Origin of the sequence: Pseudomonas sp. Irchel s3h14, assembly GCF_900187425.1 — a bacterium.
Lineage (GTDB): Bacteria > Pseudomonadota > Gammaproteobacteria > Pseudomonadales > Pseudomonadaceae > Aquipseudomonas.
This window is the reverse complement of record NZ_FYDJ01000024.1, coordinates 57,911-76,067: the sequence shown is the minus strand read 5'-3', so window position 1 is coordinate 76,067 and position 18,157 is coordinate 57,911. Positions and strand designations below refer to the sequence as shown.

The following is an 18,157-nucleotide window of genomic DNA, read 5'->3' as shown; positions in this document are numbered from 1 at the left end:
TCCCGAACTCAGCAGTGAAACGATGCATCGCCGATGGTAGTGTGGGGTTTCCCCATGTGAGAGTAGGTCATCGTCAAGATTAAATTCCGAAACCCCTATCTGCGTATGCAGGTAGGGGTTTTGTTTTGCCCGCAGGAAAGTGCCACCGGCTTCACGCCACCCCGACGATCTACATGGAAAGCCCGTCATTGCTGTGCCTTACTCCAGACACAACTCATGGGGCGACGTCGATGCGGCGAAGAGGCGCAAAATTCTGGTTATGGACCAACACGCAATTACCCCTCCATATACATGAAGAGGTACTCAGCAATGGCGTGCACATCGAGGTGCAGGCACGGGTCAGTCATGAGGGGATTACCCAGGTGTCTACGGCACCAATGGCTGGGCGGTTGGCGAGGAGGTTCATGATCGGCACGCCGGTGAGCATTACTGCGTAGCGTTGAAGTGGGGCGCTCAACGGGCGCGAGAGATTGTCGCGGACACCCAGGAGTTCGTCGCGGCGCATCGGGTGCAGTTGACCTTGAGTCCAGTGATTACCGATGAGCCGGAACTGGCCCTGCGGCGGATGGAAATGACCGAGCGCGAGTCTTTGAAACTCAGGTCCGAAGATGCCTGGTCGGAGTACCTGGTTGCCAAGGAAGCCATGCTGGCGCTGATGCGCTCAACCAAAGTCGACCCCAACGTCTGGGCTGATCACAAGGATCGGCTCAGGCAGGCCATCGATCGACGAGCCTGCGTACAACGCGCCTATCTGCGCTGACCCTGCCTCAGGCCTGGGGGCGTCGCAGAGCTTCAATCGTTTCGATCAGATCATCGTAGGACACCGGTTTTCCAATGTGCTGGTCAAAGCCCGATTGCCGTGATTTTTGAATGTCGCTATGGGCGCCATAGCCCGTCAGTGCAATGGCCGGCACGTCCTTGACCAGCGGCAACTGACGCAATGCGCTCATCAGCTCGTGGCCGTTCATGACCGGCATGCCCAGGTCAGAAATGATCAGGTCGAAGCGCGTGCTTTTTGCGGCATCCAAAGCTGCCACTGGACGGTCGAACGCAATCACTTGCGCGTCTTCCATTTCCAGCAGCATTTTCAAGGTTTCCAGTACATCCGCGGAGTCGTCGATCAGAAGGATCGTCAAAACGCTCAGCCTGCCAGAGGAATCTTCGACTTGAGTCGAGGATTGCGGCTCATCTTTGGTGTGGGCCAAGGGCAGGTAAACCGTGAAGGTACAACCTGTTCCCACCCCGGCAGAGTTCACCTCAACCGTTCCCCGTTGGGCCTCGGTCAACTGGCGGACCAGGGACAAGCCGATCCCCAGCCCTTCACGGATGTGGCTGACGTGCTGCTTTTCCGCCTGGCCGAACAGGTCGAACACGTGATCGAGGTTTTCGGGTGCGATGCCTGCACCGTTGTCTTTGACGTCCAGCCGCGCCATGTTTCCAACCTGGCTGGCGATCAATTGCACGTGGCCGTTGGAGGGCGTGAATTTCAGCGCGTTATTCACCAGGTTCCAGATAATTTGCTCCAGGCGCGTCGGGTCGGCATGGACCATCAAGGCGTCGGAAGGCACGAGCAGTTCGACGGTGGCGTCGTGTCGGTCGCTGAGTACGACGGCATGAATGTCGCGCAACACATCGGCCAGGTCGCGGAAGAACAGATCAATGGACGCGTGGCGACCTTCGCGCGGCTCTGTGGCGCTGACCTCCAGAAAGCCATCGTTCATTGTCAGCCGTTGCGCCGGTGAAATGACGTATACCCGGTTTTTCTCGATGGCCACCGTTTCGGTCACCTGCAGAACCGGCATCTTGGCAAATATTTAGCGCGTACTAAACGGCATGACTTCTCAAGGGAACGCCACTACTGGCCGATAACCCGAACAGTCATGGTCTTCTTCTTAAATTGCCTGGAAATCTTCGATGCTGTCGTATCACCAAAAGCGTTTTTTGATCGTCGATGATTTCTCGGATTTCCGCAGTTCCGTCAGGTCCATGCTGCGCGAGCTGGGCGTCAAGGATGTCGACACCGCCGACACCGGCGAACAGGCGCTGCGTATGTGTTCGCAGAAGGCCTACGATTTCATCCTGCAGGACTTTCACCTGGGCGACGGCAAGAAGAACGGTCAGCAGGTGCTTGAAGATTTGATGATCGAAAAGCTGATCAGCCATGAGGCCGTGTTCGTCATGGTCACCGCCGAGACCAGCCAGGCGATGGTGCTCAGTGCGTTGGAACACGAACCCGATGCGTACCTGACCAAACCGTTCAACCGTTCCGGCCTGGCTCAACGCCTGGAGCGGCTGGAGCAACGCAAGACCTTGCTCAAGCCGATTCTGCAGGCCCTTGACCGGGGCAAACCGGTTGAAGTGCTCAATGCCTGCATCGCCCTGTGCAAACAAGACATCCGCTACTCGCCGTTGTGTCTGCGCTACCGCGCCGATGCCTTGCGCGACCTGAATCAGAACGAGGCGCTGGAGCGTCTCTACGACGGCATCATTGCTGATCGGCCTTTGCCGTGGGCGTTTGCCGGCCTGGGCAAATTGCTGTTCAAGCGTGGCCAGGTCGCTCAGGCCAAAGGCGTCTACGAAAAAGCCCTGAAAGTGTTCCCGATGATGCCGGCGCTCTACGACGGCATGGCCGATGTGCTGGTCGCCGAAGGCGATACGAAGGCGGCCCAGAATGTGCTGGAAGAGGCGATCCGCTTGTCGCCGCTGGCGGTGCGCCGGCAAGCGCTGTTGGGCAAGTTGGCGATGGCCAACGAAGATTTCGACACCGCCTCCAAAGCCTATCGTCAGGCCGTGGCGCAGGGCGCGCAGTCACGTTTCAAGGATGCGGAGAGCAACCTTGGCCTGGCCCATGCCTTGATCAGCAAAGGCAGCGAAAAAGGCCTGGATACCCGGACTCGACTGGAAATCAACACGACGCTGAGTGCGGTGGCCAAGGAAAACCCTTCAGATCCGGGTCTGCAGATTCGTGCGCGGTTGATGAAAGCCACCAGCCTGCTGCTCAACGATGCCGAAACTGCCGAGAAGCTCACCGAGCAGGCAATGATGCGCCTCGATGGCATGGAACAGTTCATGAGCGCCGAAGCGGCGCTGCTGGTGGCCAAACAACTGCAGATGCTCGGCCAGGCCAGCGCCGGTGCCTCTATGCTGAAAAACTGCGCGGAAATCTACGGCGACGACCCGACGGTGATGAAGGGCATCGCCAAGTTGACCGACGATCCGACCATCCTCAACTCCGGCAACGCCGCTGCGGACCTCAACCGTCAGGGCGTGCGGGTGTACAAGACCGGCAACCTGGTGGAGGCGCGGCAGGTGTTCCGCAAAGCCCTGGCGCTGCAACCGAAGAACATCAGTATCGCGCTGAACATGGCGCAGTCGCTGCTGCACGGCACCGACACCAGTGTCCCTTCGGCGGAGCTGGAGGAATGTCGGACGTGCCTGAAAATGGTCGGCCTGATGCCCGACTCCGATGCGCGTTTTCCCCGTTATCAGAAGTTGCGAAGCAAGGCGTTTGGCGAATGAACAACAGCGAACAGGCACTCGATTTTTCCACGGTGATTGCCTCCACCGTACACGACATGAAGAACTCCCTGGCGATGCTGATGCAGGCCCACAGCCAATGGCTGGCGCGCTTGCCGGATCCGCAGCAGCACACCCCGGAGCAGGGCGTGATCGAATTCGAATTCGCGCACCTCAATGGCATGCTCGTGCAGTTGCTGGGGCTGTACAAACTCGGCGTCAACCAGATGCCGTTGCAACCGGCCTACCATGAACTGGATGACTTCATCGAAGCGCAATTGGCCTGCCATCAGGACGTGTTCGCCAGTCGCGGCATCACGGCGACCTATGAAGTGGACCCGTTGAGCCCTCTGGGTTTCTTCGACCGGGAGCTGATTGCTTCGGTGCTGGGCAACAGCATCAACAACGCCATTCGTTACGCCCGCCACGCGGTGTTGATCAGCGTCAGCGATGAAGCGGGGCAACTGGTGCTGACCGTCAACGACGATGGCGAGGGTTATCCACCCGAGATGATCGAGCGTCAGGCCGATTACGTACAGGGCATCAACCACAGCAGCGGAAGCACTGGCCTGGGCCTGTACTTTGCCGGGCGGATTGCCGCATTGCATCAGCGCAACGGCGTGGGCGGACGCACCGAAATCAGCAATGGCGGCCCGCTGGGCGGCGGCGTGTTCAGCCTTTACCTCCCCTGACCGGTTCTTTTTGTTGGCCGCTGCTTGATATTCCGAACAGGCGGAGCCTATTTTGTACGGGTCGCCGTTCGCGGCTCGCACAACAACAAAGGATTGCGTCATGACAACCGATGGCCATCGCTCACTCGCACAGCGATTGACGGGCATTGATGAGATTGAATGTGTCACGCCGGATTTGAATGGCGTACCCCGTGGCAAGGTAATGACCGCCGAAGGCTTTCTCGAGGGCCGGCGTTTGCAGATGGCGCGGGGAGTGCTGCTGCAATGCATCATGGGCGGATATCCGCCAGCGCGCTTTTACGGCAGTGATGATGGCGACCTGGCGCTGGTGCCCGACCCTGCACAGATCCATCGCTTGCCGTGGAGCCAGCAGCCGCGAGCCTTGGCCATTTGCGATGCGGACGAGCTGACTGGCGAAAGCTCGTCTTTGTCGACCCGCGGGCAACTCAAAGCCGTGATCGCACGTTACGCGGCCCTAGGCCTGGCGCCGGTGGTGGCGACCGAGCTGGAATTTTTTGTGTTTGCGCCCAACACCGATCCGACTCTACCGTTCCAGCCGCCGCTGGGCCTGGACGGTCGTCGCGAGGACGGTCAATCGGCGTTCAGTATCAGTTCCAATAATGGTTTGCGGCCGTTCTTCAGTGAAGTCTACGCCTGCATGGCGGCCCTGGGCTTGCCGCGCGATACCTTCATGCACGAGATGGGCGTCAGCCAGTTCGAGATCAACCTGCTGCACGGCGATCCGCTGCTGCTGGCCGACCAGACACTCCTGTTCAAACATCTGCTTAAAGAAGTCGCACTCAAGCATGGCCTGACTGTGGTTTGCATGGCCAAGCCGCTGGCGCACACGCCGGGCAGTTCGATGCATATTCACCAGAGCATCATCGAGATCGGCAGCGGGCGTAACGTGTTCAGCGACAAGGCTGGTAAGCCGACCGCGACCTTCCGTCATTTCATCGCGGGTCAGCAGGCCGGCATGGCGGATTTCACCGCGTTGTTCGCACCAAACGTGAACTCGTATCAGCGCTTGTGCCATCCGTATGCGTCGCCGAATAATGCCTGCTGGTCCCTCGACAATCGCGCGGCCGGATTGCGTATTCCGGCCAGTTCGCCCGCCGCTCGTCGGGTCGAGAACCGTTTGCCGGGGGCTGATGCAAATCCTTATCTGGCGATCGCCGCCAGCCTTGCCGCAGGGCTGTATGGCATTGAACACAAACTGGAGCCGAGTGAGCCGATCCAGGGTGAATTCGAAGTGCCGGACAATCTTTCGTTGCCGTGTACCTTGCATGCTGCTCTTGAGCGTCTGAAACGTAGCCAATTGGCGAAGGAACTGTTTGGCAAGGAGTTCATCGAAGGCTACATCGCCTCGAAGACCATGGAGTTGACCAGCTTCTTTGATGAAATTACTCCCTGGGAGCGGCGTGTTTTAGCGTCCCAGGCCTGACGCCCCGTCGACATCAGGCTATCGTTTGTCGGTAGCCTGAAACTCACTGCAAGGAGCCGCTCGGAACGCCGATGCGCCAAATCTGGAAACCCTTTCGAGCGCTTTATTTTGCCTCGCTGATGATGTTGATCGGCTCTGGCCTGTTGAGTACTTACCTGGCCTTGCGCCTGGCCGCCGACCACGTCGACAGTCTGTGGGTCGGTGCGTTGATGGCGGCCAACTATTGCGGCCTGGTGCTGGGTGGCAAGATCGGCCACCGGCTGATTGCCCGGGTCGGGCATATTCGCGCTTATTCGGCCTGCGCCGGGATTGTCGGCGCGGCGGTGCTGGGCCATGGCCTGGTGGACTGGTTGCCTGCCTGGATCTTCCTGCGGGTCATCGTCGGCCTCGGCATGATGTGCCAATACATGGTCATCGAAAGCTGGCTCAATGAGCAGGCCGAAGCCTCGCAGCGCGGAACGGTGTTCAGCGGCTACATGATCGCCTCGTACTTGGGGCTGGTGCTGGGTCAGTTGATTCTGGTCATGCACCCGGGCCTGGGTCTTGAACTGCTGATGCTGGTCGCCCTGTGCTTCGCGCTGTGCCTGGTGCCGGTGGCCCTGACCCGGCGGATTCACCCGGCGCCATTGCACCCGGCACCGATGGAGCCGCGGTTCTTCATCAAGCGCGTGCCGCAGTCATTGAGCACGGTGCTGGGGGCGGGGCTGATCATCGGTTCGTTCTACGGTCTGGCACCGCTGTATGCCTCACAGCAGGGGTTGTCCACGGAGCAGGTCGGTCTGTTCATGGGTAGCTGCATTTTTGCCGGTTTGCTGGTGCAATGGCCGTTGGGCTGGCTGTCCGACCGTTATGACCGGGCGCTGTTGATCCGCTGTTTTGCCCTGGTCCTGGCGCTTACCGCGTTGCCGCTGGCAATCATGCAACAGGTACCGCTGGAGATTTTGTTTATCACCGGGTTCTGCTGTTCGCTGGTGATGTTCTGCCTGTATCCGCTGGCGGTGGCGTTCTCCAACGACCACGTCGAGGGTGATCGCCGGGTGTCCCTGACAGCGATGCTGTTGGTGACCTACGGTGTTGGCGCCAGTATCGGACCGCTGGTGGCCGGGGTGCTGATGAAACTGTTCGGCAGCCACATGCTCTATGCCTTCTTCAGTTTCTTCGCGTTGGTGCTGGTGTGGCGGATTCGCCCGAAAGCGGTGACCAACCTGCATCAGGTCGACGATGCACCGCTGCATCACGTCGCCATGCCGGACAGCATGTCGAGTTCGCCGTTGGTGGCTTGCCTTGACCCGCGTGTCGATGAGCAGGTGGTGCAAGACCAGATGCAGAACCCGATCAATCCTGAGCCGGACCCCGAATCAGAGCCCGATACCGATCCGCCGCCCGAAGACCCTGATGCACCTCGCGAGCAAAGTTTTACCGAGGCCAGGCCTTAAGCATAAAAACAACGCATAAAAAAACGGGCAGTCACCGCAAGGGGCTGCCCGTTTTCTATTGAAGCGTCTTATTACATGTCGTCTTTGTCGAAGCGTCGCGCTTCGCGCTGAAGCTGATAGACGAACCGCTCGACCTGCCGCTGCACCAGCCCGCTCATGTTGTGAAAGCGTACGCCGGCGAAGGTGGTGGAGATCCTTTCTTCGAAGTGCAGGTAACGCAGCTCGACCGGTGCCGTCATGTTGCCAAAAGGCAGGGCGGCGATGAAGCGGTCATAGACCTGGCCCAGTTGCAGGCTGCCCGTGATGTCGCCTTCGAAGCGCAACTTGCAGCCGGTGGCGGAGATGTCCAATAGCTTGCCGCTGATCGGCGACTTGAGCTTTTCACCGCCCAGATCGACGTTGACCAGTTGTGCCAGCTTCAATGCTGCGCGGAATGCATTGCGACGCTGGTGGTAAACCACCTCGGTGGGCAGGGCGCCACGGTAGCAGCGACCGCCACCGGATTCGTCGATGGTCAACGGGCCGTTGCTTTCCCAGGCAATGCGCACGCCGTCGTGAAAGCCTTCGACCTTGAACGGTTCGCCGGCGAGCAGGAAGCGTTCACCATCGCGGGGAATCATTTCGTCCAGGGCAATCATGTTGCTGTCACGGTCAATGTCTACCAGATAACTCTGGAAGCGCTGGCTGCGTTCATGGAACGTGATGATCAGCGGATCATGGCTGTCTTGCAGCTGGCGCAGGTTGCCGGAGATCTCCAGGGGCGTGGTGAGCACCTTGGGTGGCTGCGGAGCATCTTCCGCGCTTAAGGCATTGAACACGGTTCATCAATCTCCAGGCAAAATATGACTACGGCTGGCCAGCATATTGCCAGCATGTTTCGCGTCTTGATAGTGCGCGATTTTCAGCAGGCTCAAGCCTGACTGAGCGGGCGTGGCTTCGCAAGCATGGAGGTTGATCCGCGTGCATCATAGAGCGCTGGCGGCTCGCCGCCGTTGAGGATTTTCAGCTGATTGGCCGTCGCGGCCTGTTGCACCAGGATCGACTGGCCATTCTTGACGTTGGTCGCCTGGCACTGAGCCAGAAGATCGGTCAATACATCGCTCTGCTCCAACAGCTGGTCGCCAATGCTCGAATGGCTGGCAAGTTGCTCCAGGCCGTCGCGGTTGGTCGGCAGGTTGAGGCTGGCGAGGATTTCACTGCGCTTGCTGCCATGCTGATCGAGCAAAATGATCAATGCCTGTTTCTGCGCCAGAATTTCTTCGAGCAGTGGCATGTCGCGACCGTGCAAGGCGAGGGACTCGGTTTGCAGTAACTCCAGCAAGTGCTGTGCTGGGGCGAAATCGTCGGTGATCAGTTGCAGTAAATTAGTGTCGTGCATGGCTGGCCTTGGGTTTTAAGCGTCCAAAAGCCTGGCGCAGGCCTTGGCCTAGCGCTGGGCTTCGAAGTTGAGCAGTTTGCTGGCTACACGGTTGCTGTCGACTTTGTAGCTGCCATCGGCAATCGCTGCTTTCAACTCGGCCACGCGGGCGTTGTCGACGGCAGGTTGATCGCGCAGCTTGTCAGTGACCTTCTGCAACTGTTGAGCCTCATTGCTGAGATGTACCGATTCCCCGCTTTTGACGGTACTGGCCTGTTCGGCCGGGGTATTCAGCGGTGCGGGTTTGCCGGCTTCGGCGGTCTCCTTCGCGGTGCTGGTACGTGTACTACCGGTAAGTGACGAGGAACTGTTTAAACGGCTGAAATCGATGACCATGACAAAAAACCTCTGGGTATTTGGACGCTTGCCATGTTTTCGGCCATACCCGGAAAAACTTTAGGCCCAATTATCAATGAGCTTGCGCGCGTCAGCGCTTGCCCTGCATAGGGCACAGTCTAGGGAACAGTCGGGTGGCGCGCCAGTGTTCTACATGGCTACTTCCACCTGACCGGGTGCGGTGACTTGCGCCTTGATGACCCGCTGGGAATTGAGGTTTTTCACCCGGATCTGTTCGCGCAAGCCGCCGTTGGACAGCGCTTCACCCGGCATGCGCACGCTTAGCGTTCCACTGCGGGCGGTAATCACCACCTGGTCGCCTTTGCTGATGACATCTGCCTGTTCCATGTGCACCAGGGTCATGACCTGGTCGGCGACCATTGGTCGGGTAAGTTTCTGTCCGATCGCCTGGTCGACGGAAGTCAGGTAACCCTGGTTGATCAGGCTGATGTCGCGCTCGCGCAGGGTTACATCTTCGGGCTCGACGATGCCAGCGCGCCGCAGCGCTCGGGTGGTGGTCACAATGTCGCGAAACAGGCGCACTTGAGCGGGTACGAAGACGGTCCAGGGGGACGTGCCTTCGCAAGCAACCTTGACGGTAACCCGCCCCAGCGGCCTTGCCGGACTCTCAAGCGTGGCTGTCAATTCCTTGTCGCACATGGGCATGCGCAGCCGCGGATCGAGCTGCTTGACCTCGATCTCGTAGCGGCCTTCCGTTTGACTGGTGGCCAGATAGTCTTCTACGGTGAATTCAAGAAAGCCCTGAGTGACGCCGATAAGCATGTCAGGCAAGGTAACCGCGTCAGCAAGGGCAGGGCAGCCAGCGTTGAACAGGCAGACGGCCGACACCGCGCAAAGCAATTTGCGGGCGTTTGATGTCAGGCGTCGGAAAAATGTCGGTTCTGTGTTCATAAGAGTTAAAAAGCAAGCGCCGTGCCGTTTAGTGATGAATGCGCGTCGCAACACACTTAAGCGTTGGTGTAGGAGTCTGTGCATGGCTGGTGTAATGGATGCGGTAAACCAGCGCACGCAACTGGTAGGGCAGAATCGCCTTGAGCTGTTGTTGTTCCGTCTCGACGGCCAACAGCTGTATGGGATCAACGTGTTCAAGGTTCGGGAGGTGCTGCAATGTCCCAAACTGACGCTGATGCCAAAATCCAGTCCTGTCGTGTGCGGTGTGGCGAATATTCGGGGGGCGACCATTCCGATTCTTGATCTGGCCATGGCGACCGGGTCCGGTGCGCTGAAAGATCAAAGCAATCCCTTCGTGATCATCACGGAGTACAACACCAAGACCCAGGGTTTCCTGGTGCGGTCAGTGGAGCGCATCGTCAACATGAATTGGGAGGAGATTCATCCGCCACCCAAGGGCACGGGACGCGATCATTATCTGACGGCTGTGACTCGGGTCGACAATCAGTTAGTCGAAATCATCGACGTCGAGAAAGTGCTGGCAGAAGTGGCGCCGACACCGGAAGCGATTTCCGTCGGCGTGGTGGATGTCGAAACCCAGCACAAGGCGCTCTCTTTGCGAGTACTGACAGTCGATGACTCGTCGGTGGCGCGCAAGCAGGTGACCCGTTGCCTGCAGACGGTCGGTGTCGAAGTGGTGGCGTTGAACGACGGTCGGCAAGCGCTGGATTACCTGCGCAAGCTGGTCGACGAGGGCAAGAAGCCGGAAGAAGAGTTCCTGATGATGATTTCCGACATCGAGATGCCGGAGATGGACGGGTACACCCTTACGGCCGAGATCCGCAACGACCCTCGCATGCAAAAGCTTCACATCATCCTGCATACTTCGTTGTCGGGTGTATTCAATCAGGCGATGGTCAAGAAGGTCGGTGCCGATGACTTCCTTGCCAAATTCCGTCCTGATGACCTGGCATCCCGGGTAGTCAACCGGATCAAAGCAGCAGACATCAGCTAGGGGCCTTTTGCCCCTAACGGTTAATACGATTTAAGAGGCGGCATCTTTGTCTACGGGTAATTTGGATTTCGAACAGTTCCGGGTCTTCCTGGAAAAAGCCTGTGGCATTTTGCTCGGTGAAAACAAGCAGTACCTGGTCTCGAGCCGTCTCAACAAACTGATGGAACAGCAAGGCATCAAGTCCCTGGGTGAGCTGGTTCAGCGCATCCAGACCCAGCCGCGCAGCGGTTTGCGCGAGATGGTGGTGGATGCCATGACCACCAACGAAACCCTGTGGTTTCGTGATACCTATCCGTTTGAAGTCTTGAAGAACAAGGTGCTGCCGGCAGCGATCAAGGCCGCCCCTGGCCAGCGTCTGCGGATCTGGTCGGCGGCCTGTTCGTCGGGTCAGGAACCGTATTCGCTGTCGATGTCGATCGATGAGTTCGAGCGCGTGAACATGGGCCAGCTGAAGATGGGCGTGCAGATCGTTGCCACCGACCTGTCCGGCACCATGCTGACCAACTGCAAGACCGGCGAGTACGACAGCCTGGCCATCGGCCGTGGCCTGTCGCCCGAGCGCCTTCAGCGTTACTTCGACCCGAAAGGGCCGGGGCGCTGGGCAATCAAGGCACCGATCAAGAGCCGGGTGGAGTTTCGCTCGTTCAACCTGCTGGACAGCTACGCGAGCCTCGGCAAGTTCGACATCGTGTTCTGCCGCAACGTGCTGATCTACTTCTCCGCCGAGGTGAAGAAGGACATCCTGTTGCGCATTCACAGCACGTTGAAGCCTGGCGGTTATCTGTTCCTTGGTGCTTCCGAGGCGCTGAACGGTTTGCCGGATCATTACCAGATGGTCCAGTGCAGCCCGGGGATCATTTACCAGGCGAAGTGATTCGTTGGCGCCATCAAAAAACGGGAGTCCTCAGGGGCTCCCGTTTTTTTTCTGCTCATTTCTCATAGGCGCTGCAATACCTGTAGGAGCAAGGCTTGCCCGCGATGGCGGTGTGTCAGTCAATGATGATGTTGTCTGACACACCGCCATCGCGGGCAAGCCATGCTCCTACAGGGGATAGGTGTTGCCCATGGGAAAGCGGCAGAAAAGCGGCAGGCGGCGGAAATCGGTTGCCGCTTTTCTGGCATTGCCACATTGCCACTGCCCGCAAAGCCCCGGTTTACGGGCTTTTTTCAATTGGCACGACGCTTGCTATGTCCATGTTACGAAAAATCAGGTCACCCGAAGGTTTCCGTCATGAGCATCAGCTTCGATAAAGCGCTCGGTATCCACGAACAAGCCCTGGGCTTCCGCGCTCAGCGTGCCGAAGTCCTGGCCAACAACATCGCCAACGCCGACACCCCGAACTACAAGGCTCGGGATCTGGACTTCTCGAAAGTGCTCGCCGAGCAGAACGAGAAGACCAAGAGCGGCTCTTTCGCCTTGAACATGACCAACAGCCGTCATATCGAAGCCGAAGGCCTGGGCAATGGCGATGAGTCGCTGCTGTATCGCACGCCGATGCAACCGTCGATCGACCAGAACACCGTGGACGCCCAGCTGGAACAGTCGAACTACGCGGAAAACGCGGTCAACTTCCAGGCCAGCTTCACCCTGCTCAACAGCAAATTCAAAGGGCTGGTGTCAGCCCTTCGTGGAGAGTAAGTCATGTCTCTAGCCAGTGTTTTCAACATTGCCGGTAGCGGCATGAGTGCCCAGACCACTCGTTTGAACACCGTCGCCAGTAATATCGCCAACGCCGAAACCGTCTCGTCGAGCATCGACCAGACCTACCGCGCACGGCACCCGGTATTCGCCACCATGTTCCAGGGCGGCCAGAGCGGCGGCAGCGACTCGCTGTTCCAGAACCAGGATGCCGCCGGTCAAGGCGTGCAAGTGCTGGGTGTGGTCGAGGACCAGAGCAACCTTGATGCGCGCTACGAGCCGAACCATCCGGCGGCCGACGCCAAGGGCTACGTCTACTACCCGAACGTCAACGTGGTGGAAGAAATGGCTGACATGATTTCCGCGAGCCGTTCGTTCCAGACCAACGCCGAAATGATGAACACCGCCAAAACCATGATGCAAAAGGTCCTGACCCTCGGTCAGTGATAAGGGGCGACTCAGATGAGTGTTACCGATACCACCAGTGGTTTGAGCCTCAAGGACATCCTGGCCAACTCCTCGATCAAGACCAGCACCAGTGCCGACGGCCTGGCGGCGGCAACGAACAGCGCCACCGGCAAAAAGGCCCTGGGCAAGGACGCGTTCCTGCAGTTGCTGGTAACGCAACTGAAAAACCAGAACCCGCTGGAACCGCAGGACAACGGCGAGTTCGTCGCCCAGTTGGCCCAGTTCAGTAGCCTGGAAGGTATCACCACGCTCAACGACACCGTGAGCGGCCTGGCGAGCAATTACAACTCGTCCCAGGCATTGCAGGCGTCGTCGCTGGTCGGGCGTTCGGTTATTGCACCGACCGACAAGGCGGTGGTCGATACCTCCAAGAGTTTCACCGGCACCATGGCCGTACCGGCGTCGGTGGACCCGGTCAAGGTCAAGATCACCGATGCCGATGGCAAGGTTGTCCGCACCATCGATCTGGGCAGCCAGAAAGCCGGTACTTCCAGTTTCATCTGGGACGGCAAAAACGACGCAGGCGAAGTGGCCAAGGCGGGTACCTATACCTTCGGCGCTACGGCGACCTACGACGGCAAGGCGACCTCGCTGGTGACGTACCTGCCGGCCACCGTCAACAGCGTGACCATCAGCCAGACAGGCGGTGAGTTGATGCTCAACCTGGCCGGGGTGGGCAGCATCGCCCTGTCCAAAGTACAAACTATTGGTATGTAGAGCCGACTAACACGGCACAAAGGAGTGGAATATGTCTTTCAATATCGGCCTTAGCGGTCTCTATGCAGCCAACAAACAACTGGACGTGACCGGCAACAACATCGCCAACGTCGCGACCACCGGTTTCAAATCGTCCCGTGCGGAATTCGAAGACGTTTACTCGGCCACCAAGCTGGGTACCGGCAGCAAAACCATCGGTAACGGCGTGCGCCTGTCCAACGTTTCCCAGCAGTTCACCCAGGGCGACGTCAGCAACACCGGCAACGTGCTGGACATGGGCATCAACGGTTCCGGCTTCTTCGTGCTGAGCGAGAACGGTTCGATGTCCTACACCCGTGCCGGTACGTTCAAGGTCGACAAGGACGGATATGTCACCAATAGCGATGGCTCTGCACGTCTGCAGGGTTATGGCGTGGATGCCAATGGCAAGATCCTCAATGGTGTTTTGACTGACCTGCGCATCGATACTTCGAACCTGGCGCCAAAAAACACCTCCACGGTTTCGTCGACGATCAACCTGAACTCCACAGCTCCCATCATCAACCAGACTACCAATCCGTTTGACCCGTCCAAGGAAGCGTCTTTCACCAAGCAGTTCAGTACCCCGATTTACGATACCCAGGGTAACCAGCACATCATGGATCAATACATGGTCAAGACGGGTGATAACACCTGGAAGACCTACACCCTGATCGAGGGTCGCAACCCGGATGGCAGCGATCCTACTCTTGCCGCTTCCCTTCCGGTCGCGTCGACCATGGCGTTCGATTCGTCAGGCAAACTGGTTTCCGTTACCACTCCGCCGGTTGTCAGCCCTGACCTGAAGATCACCGGCTGGATTCCGGGTACCGTGACCAATGGCGTGTGGAAAGCCAACGGCGCTGCCTCCGGCGTCGTTACGGTCTCCATGGACAAAACCACGCAGTACAACGCTGACACTGCGCGTTCGATTCCTTCGCAGAACGGCTACGCCACCGGCCAGATCACCAACCTGACCATCGACACCAGCGGTGTGATGCTCGCCAACTTCAGCAACAGCCAGACCAAGGCCATCGGTCAGATCTCGCTCGCCAGCTTCACCAACGAACAAGGTTTGCAGCCTGTAGGCGGCACCCGTTGGAAAGAAACCTTTTCGTCGGGTATCCCGGGCTACGATGCGCCGAACACCGGTACCTTGGGCGAGATCCACTCCAACTCTCTGGAAGAGTCCAACGTCAACCTGACCAATGAACTGGTCGACCTGATCAAGGCACAGAGCAACTACCAGGCGAACGCCAAGACCATCTCCACCCAGAGCACCATCATGCAGACCATCATTCAGATGACCTGATGCGGGTTGGCGGATAGCACTGCACAAAGAGCCCCTCGAAAGAGGGGCTTTTTTGTGACCGACACAAACCTGTAGGAGCAAAGCTTGCTCGCGATGAGCGGTGACGCGGTATACCTGACAAATCGTGCTATCCCTATCGCGAGCAAGCTTTGCTCCTACAGGAATCAGGCAAAAGAAAACCCCCGACAAACCAGAGGCCTGTCGGGGGTTCGAGTAAGCGCCTTGCGGCGCTCACTGGCTCAGCTTATTGGCAAGCTTCGCAATCCGGCTCGTCGATGGCGCAAGCCTTCGGCACTGGAGCAGGGCCGGCAGGCGCTGCCAGGACCGAATCTTCACCGTGGTTGCCGCCGCTGGAAACAGCGTTCAGCTTGCCGGTGTTGATGGTCGACTTCTCGGTGCTGGTCGCGGCCAGGGCACGGAGGTAGTAAGTGGTTTTCAGACCACGGTACCAGGCCATGCGGTAGGTCACGTCCAGCTTCTTGCCCGATGCGCCAGCGATGTACAGGTTCAGCGATTGAGCCTGGTCGATCCACTTCTGACGACGGCTTGCCGCGTCAACGATCCACTTGGTGTCCACTTCGAAGGCAGTCGCGTAGAGCTCTTTGAGTTCTTGCGGGATGCGCTCGATCTGTTGCACCGAACCGTCGTAGTACTTCAGGTCGTTGATCATGACCGAGTCCCACAGACCGCGAGCCTTCAGGTCGCGAACCAGGTACGGGTTGATCACGGTGAATTCGCCCGACAGGTTCGATTTCACGTAGAGGTTCTGGTAGGTCGGTTCGATCGACTGCGATACGCCAGTGATGTTGGCGATGGTCGCGGTCGGTGCGATGGCCATGATGTTGGAGTTACGAATGCCTTTCTGAACGCGGGCACGAACCGGTGCCCAGTCCAGGGATTCGTTCAGGTCAACGTCGATGTACTTCTGGCCACGTTGCTCGATCAGGATCTGTTGCGAGTCCAGCGGCAGGATGCCTTTGGACCACAGCGAACCCTGGAACGTCTCGTAGGCGCCGCGCTCGTCGGCCAGGTCGCAGGAAGCCTGGATCGCGTAGTAGCTGACCGCTTCCATCGACTTGTCGGCGAACTCGACGGCAGCGTCGGAACCGTAAGGAATGTGTTGCAGGTACAGAGCGTCCTGGAAGCCCATGATGCCCAGACCGACCGGACGGTGCTTGAAGTTGGAGTTCTTCGCTTGTGGCACCGAGTAGTAGTTGATGTCGATAACGTTATCGAGCATGCGAACGGCGGTGTTCACGGTGCGTTCCAGCTTGGCGGTGTCCAGCTTGCCGTTGGTGATGTGGTTCGGCAGGTTGATCGAGCCCAGGTTGCAAACGGCGATCTCGTCCTTGTTGGTGTTCAAGGTGATCTCGGTGCACAGGTTCGAGCTGTGAACCACGCCGACGTGCTGCTGCGGGCTGCGCAGGTTGCACGGGTCTTTGAAGGTCAGCCATGGGTGGCCGGTTTCAAACAGCATGGACAGCATTTTGCGCCACAGGTCTTTGGCCTGGATGGTCTTGAACAGCTTGATCTTGCCCGGGTACTCGGACAGGGCTTCGTAGTACTCGTAACGCTCTTCGAAAGCCTTGCCGGTCAGGTCGTGCAGGTCCGGCACTTCGGACGGCGAGAACAGGGTCCACTTGCCGTCATCGAAGACGCGCTTCATGAACAGGTCAGGGATCCAGTTGGCAGTGTTCATGTCGTGGGTACGACGACGATCATCACCGGTGTTCTTGCGCAGCTCGATGAACTCTTCGATGTCCATGTGCCAGGTTTCCAGGTAGGCACACACAGCGCCTTTGCGCTTGCCACCCTGGTTAACGGCAACGGCGGTGTCGTTCACTACTTTCAGGAACGGAACAACGCCCTGGGATTTGCCGTTGGTGCCCTTGATGTACGAACCGAGTGCACGAACCGGAGTCCAGTCGTTGCCCAGGCCGCCCGCGAATTTCGACAACATGGCGTTGTCGTGGATCGCGTGGTAGATGCCCGACAGGTCATCCGGCACGGTGGTCAGGTAGCAGCTCGACAGCTGTGGACGCAGAGTACCGGCGTTGAACAGGGTCGGGGTCGACGACATGTAGTCGAAGGACGACAGCAGGTTGTAGAACTCGATCGCACGGTCTTCTTTGTTCTTCTCTTCGATCGCCAGGCCCATGGCCACGCGCATGAAGAAGATTTGCGGCAGTTCGAAGCGGATACCGTCCTTGTGGATAAAGTAACGGTCGTACAGGGTTTGCAGGCCCAGGTACGTGAACTGCTGATCGCGCTCGTGGTTGATCGCCTTGCCGAGTTTTTCCAGGTCGAAGGTCGCCAGGATCGGGTTCAGCAATTCGAATTCGATACCTTTGGCGATGTACGCAGGCAAGGCCTTGGCGTACAGGTCGACCATTTCGTGGTGGGTCGCGCTTTCGGCGACTTCCAGGAAGCTCAGGCCTTCGGCACGCAGGGTGTCCATCAGCAGGCGAGCGGTCACGAACGAGTAGTTCGGCTCACGCTCAACCAGGGTACGGGCGGTCATCACCAACGCGGTGTTGACGTCGGTCAGGGCCACGCCGTCGTACAGGTTCTTCAGGGTTTCGCGCTGGATTAGGTCGCCGTCGACTTCTTCCAGGCCTTCGCACGCTTCGGTAACGATGGTGTTCAGGCGGCCCATGTCCAGAGGAGCAAAGGTGCCATCGGCGCGGGTGATGCGGATCGACGGGTGAGCGTTGACCGCTTCTTCGGCCGGTGCGTGAGCAGCGCGTTCTTTCGAACGACCGTCACGGTAGATCACGTAGTCGCGGGCCACTTTCTGCTCGCCGGCACGCATCAGGGCCAGTTCGACCTGGTCCTGGATTTCTTCGATGTGGATCGTGCCGCCCGATGGCATGCGACGCTTGAAGGTCGCGGTGACTTGTTCGGTCAGACGGGCAACGGTGTCGTGGATTCGCGACGAAGCGGCAGCGGTGCCGCCCTCAACTGCGAGAAACGCTTTGGTGATAGCGACGGTGATTTTGTCATCGGTGTAAGGAACGACAGTGCCGTTACGCTTGATCACGCGCAGTTGGCCAGGCGCGGTGGCGGACAGATCCGAAGTCGAATCTGCGGCCTGCGGCAAGGTGCCCTGCGGGTTCTCGCGAGTTGTGTCGGTTTGCATGGGGGGTTGTCTCCACATTCTCTATGTTTGTTTGGGCACCATCACGGTGCCCACCGTTCCGTCCTGAAGCACTACAACCGGCGAGGGGCCGGGCAT

General features: G+C 58.7%; 15 protein-coding genes and 2 pseudogenes. 11 read left to right on the top strand and 6 right to left on the bottom strand.

The window, feature by feature from the left end; translation table 11 throughout:
• Nucleotides 1-230 precede the first annotated feature (230 nt).
• A pseudogene (locus CKW16_RS28070) lies at nt 231-760 on the top strand (hypothetical protein).
• Nucleotides 761-767: 7 nt separating this feature from the next.
• Here CKW16_RS28070 and CKW16_RS28065 read toward each other — a convergent pair.
• Nucleotides 768-1,793 (bottom strand): annotated as a pseudogene (locus CKW16_RS28065) (ATP-binding protein); the annotation flags it as partial.
• Nucleotides 1,794-1,914: 121 nt separating this feature from the next.
• Here CKW16_RS28065 and CKW16_RS28060 point away from each other — a divergent pair.
• From CKW16_RS28060 to CKW16_RS28045, 4 genes are all read left to right on the top strand, one after another.
• Complete coding sequence (locus tag CKW16_RS28060) at nt 1,915-3,519, top strand: tetratricopeptide repeat-containing response regulator (protein WP_095132485.1); 1,605 nt, start codon at nt 1,915-1,917, stop codon at nt 3,517-3,519.
• On the top strand, nt 3,516-4,208 hold the full coding sequence (locus tag CKW16_RS28055) for a sensor histidine kinase KdpD (RefSeq protein WP_095132483.1): 693 nt from the start codon (nt 3,516-3,518) through the stop codon (nt 4,206-4,208). Before CKW16_RS28060 ends, CKW16_RS28055 begins: the two co-directional genes overlap by 4 nt.
• A 202-nt stretch (nt 4,209-4,410) precedes the next feature.
• Complete coding sequence (locus CKW16_RS28050; RefSeq protein WP_176471610.1) at nt 4,411-5,652, top strand: glutamine synthetase family protein; 1,242 nt, start codon at nt 4,411-4,413, stop codon at nt 5,650-5,652.
• A 71-nt stretch (nt 5,653-5,723) separates the two neighbouring features.
• Complete coding sequence (locus CKW16_RS28045) at nt 5,724-7,088, top strand: MFS transporter (protein WP_095132479.1); 1,365 nt, start codon at nt 5,724-5,726, stop codon at nt 7,086-7,088.
• Nucleotides 7,089-7,159: 71 nt separating this feature from the next.
• On the opposite strand, the gene CKW16_RS28040 is transcribed toward CKW16_RS28045, so the two are convergent.
• The 4 genes from CKW16_RS28040 to flgA form a co-directional block, all read right to left on the bottom strand.
• Nucleotides 7,160-7,906 (bottom strand): flagellar brake protein, encoded by a 747-nt coding sequence (locus tag CKW16_RS28040; RefSeq protein WP_095132477.1) that lies wholly within the window; start codon nt 7,904-7,906, stop codon nt 7,160-7,162.
• Between the two features lie 92 nt (nt 7,907-7,998).
• Complete coding sequence (locus CKW16_RS28035) at nt 7,999-8,466, bottom strand: flagella synthesis protein FlgN (RefSeq protein ID WP_095132475.1); 468 nt, start codon at nt 8,464-8,466, stop codon at nt 7,999-8,001.
• 48 nt (nt 8,467-8,514) lie between these two features.
• Nucleotides 8,515-8,841, bottom strand: coding sequence for a flagellar biosynthesis anti-sigma factor FlgM (gene flgM / locus CKW16_RS28030; protein WP_008147951.1), 327 nt, complete (start codon nt 8,839-8,841; stop codon nt 8,515-8,517).
• Nucleotides 8,842-8,991: 150 nt separating this feature from the next.
• Nucleotides 8,992-9,753: a flagellar basal body P-ring formation chaperone FlgA gene (flgA, locus tag CKW16_RS28025; protein WP_095132473.1), complete on the bottom strand. Its 762-nt coding sequence runs from the start codon at nt 9,751-9,753 to the stop codon at nt 8,992-8,994.
• An 82-nt stretch (nt 9,754-9,835) separates the two neighbouring features.
• Here flgA and CKW16_RS28020 point away from each other — a divergent pair, with 82 nt between their 5' ends.
• The 6 genes from CKW16_RS28020 (at nt 9,836) to flgE (ending at nt 14,922) form a co-directional block, all read left to right on the top strand.
• Nucleotides 9,836-10,768: a chemotaxis protein CheV gene (locus CKW16_RS28020; RefSeq protein WP_008147956.1), complete on the top strand. Its 933-nt coding sequence runs from the start codon at nt 9,836-9,838 to the stop codon at nt 10,766-10,768.
• Between the two features lie 46 nt (nt 10,769-10,814).
• Nucleotides 10,815-11,642, top strand: coding sequence for a protein-glutamate O-methyltransferase CheR (gene cheR, locus CKW16_RS28015; RefSeq protein WP_008147958.1), 828 nt, complete (start codon nt 10,815-10,817; stop codon nt 11,640-11,642).
• A gap of 357 nt (nt 11,643-11,999) precedes the next feature.
• Nucleotides 12,000-12,407, top strand: coding sequence for a flagellar basal body rod protein FlgB (gene flgB, locus CKW16_RS28010; RefSeq protein WP_095132471.1), 408 nt, complete (start codon nt 12,000-12,002; stop codon nt 12,405-12,407).
• Nucleotides 12,408-12,410: 3 nt separating this feature from the next.
• Nucleotides 12,411-12,854, top strand: coding sequence for a flagellar basal body rod protein FlgC (gene flgC / locus CKW16_RS28005; protein ID WP_074879168.1), 444 nt, complete (start codon nt 12,411-12,413; stop codon nt 12,852-12,854).
• Between the two features lie 15 nt (nt 12,855-12,869).
• Complete coding sequence (flgD, locus tag CKW16_RS28000) at nt 12,870-13,592, top strand: flagellar hook assembly protein FlgD (protein WP_095132470.1); 723 nt, start codon at nt 12,870-12,872, stop codon at nt 13,590-13,592.
• Nucleotides 13,593-13,623: 31 nt separating this feature from the next.
• Nucleotides 13,624-14,922 (top strand): flagellar hook protein FlgE, encoded by a 1,299-nt coding sequence (gene flgE, locus CKW16_RS27995; RefSeq protein WP_095132469.1) that lies wholly within the window; start codon nt 13,624-13,626, stop codon nt 14,920-14,922.
• Between the two features lie 244 nt (nt 14,923-15,166).
• Here the strand turns inward: flgE and CKW16_RS27990 are convergent, their stop codons facing one another.
• Complete coding sequence (locus tag CKW16_RS27990; protein WP_046046511.1) at nt 15,167-18,061, bottom strand: ribonucleoside-diphosphate reductase subunit alpha; 2,895 nt, start codon at nt 18,059-18,061, stop codon at nt 15,167-15,169.
• Between the last annotated feature and the right edge of the window lie 96 nt (nt 18,062-18,157).

Coding starts and splice junctions, on each gene's coding strand:
- CKW16_RS28060 (WP_095132485.1), top strand. CDS start 1,915: ATGCTGTCGTATCACCAAAAGCGTTTTTTGATCGTCGATGATTTCTCG.
- CKW16_RS28055 (WP_095132483.1), top strand. CDS start 3,516: ATGAACAACAGCGAACAGGCACTCGATTTTTCCACGGTGATTGCCTCC.
- CKW16_RS28050 (WP_176471610.1), top strand. CDS start 4,411: ATGACCGCCGAAGGCTTTCTCGAGGGCCGGCGTTTGCAGATGGCGCGG.
- CKW16_RS28045 (WP_095132479.1), top strand. CDS start 5,724: ATGCGCCAAATCTGGAAACCCTTTCGAGCGCTTTATTTTGCCTCGCTG.
- CKW16_RS28035 (WP_095132475.1), bottom strand. CDS start 8,466: ATGCACGACACTAATTTACTGCAACTGATCACCGACGATTTCGCCCCA.
- flgM (WP_008147951.1), bottom strand. CDS start 8,841: ATGGTCATCGATTTCAGCCGTTTAAACAGTTCCTCGTCACTTACCGGT.
- flgA (WP_095132473.1), bottom strand. CDS start 9,753: ATGAACACAGAACCGACATTTTTCCGACGCCTGACATCAAACGCCCGC.
- CKW16_RS28020 (WP_008147956.1), top strand. CDS start 9,836: ATGGCTGGTGTAATGGATGCGGTAAACCAGCGCACGCAACTGGTAGGG.
- flgB (WP_095132471.1), top strand. CDS start 12,000: ATGAGCATCAGCTTCGATAAAGCGCTCGGTATCCACGAACAAGCCCTG.
- flgC (WP_074879168.1), top strand. CDS start 12,411: ATGTCTCTAGCCAGTGTTTTCAACATTGCCGGTAGCGGCATGAGTGCC.
- flgD (WP_095132470.1), top strand. CDS start 12,870: ATGAGTGTTACCGATACCACCAGTGGTTTGAGCCTCAAGGACATCCTG.
- flgE (WP_095132469.1), top strand. CDS start 13,624: ATGTCTTTCAATATCGGCCTTAGCGGTCTCTATGCAGCCAACAAACAA.
- CKW16_RS27990 (WP_046046511.1), bottom strand. CDS start 18,061: ATGCAAACCGACACAACTCGCGAGAACCCGCAGGGCACCTTGCCGCAG.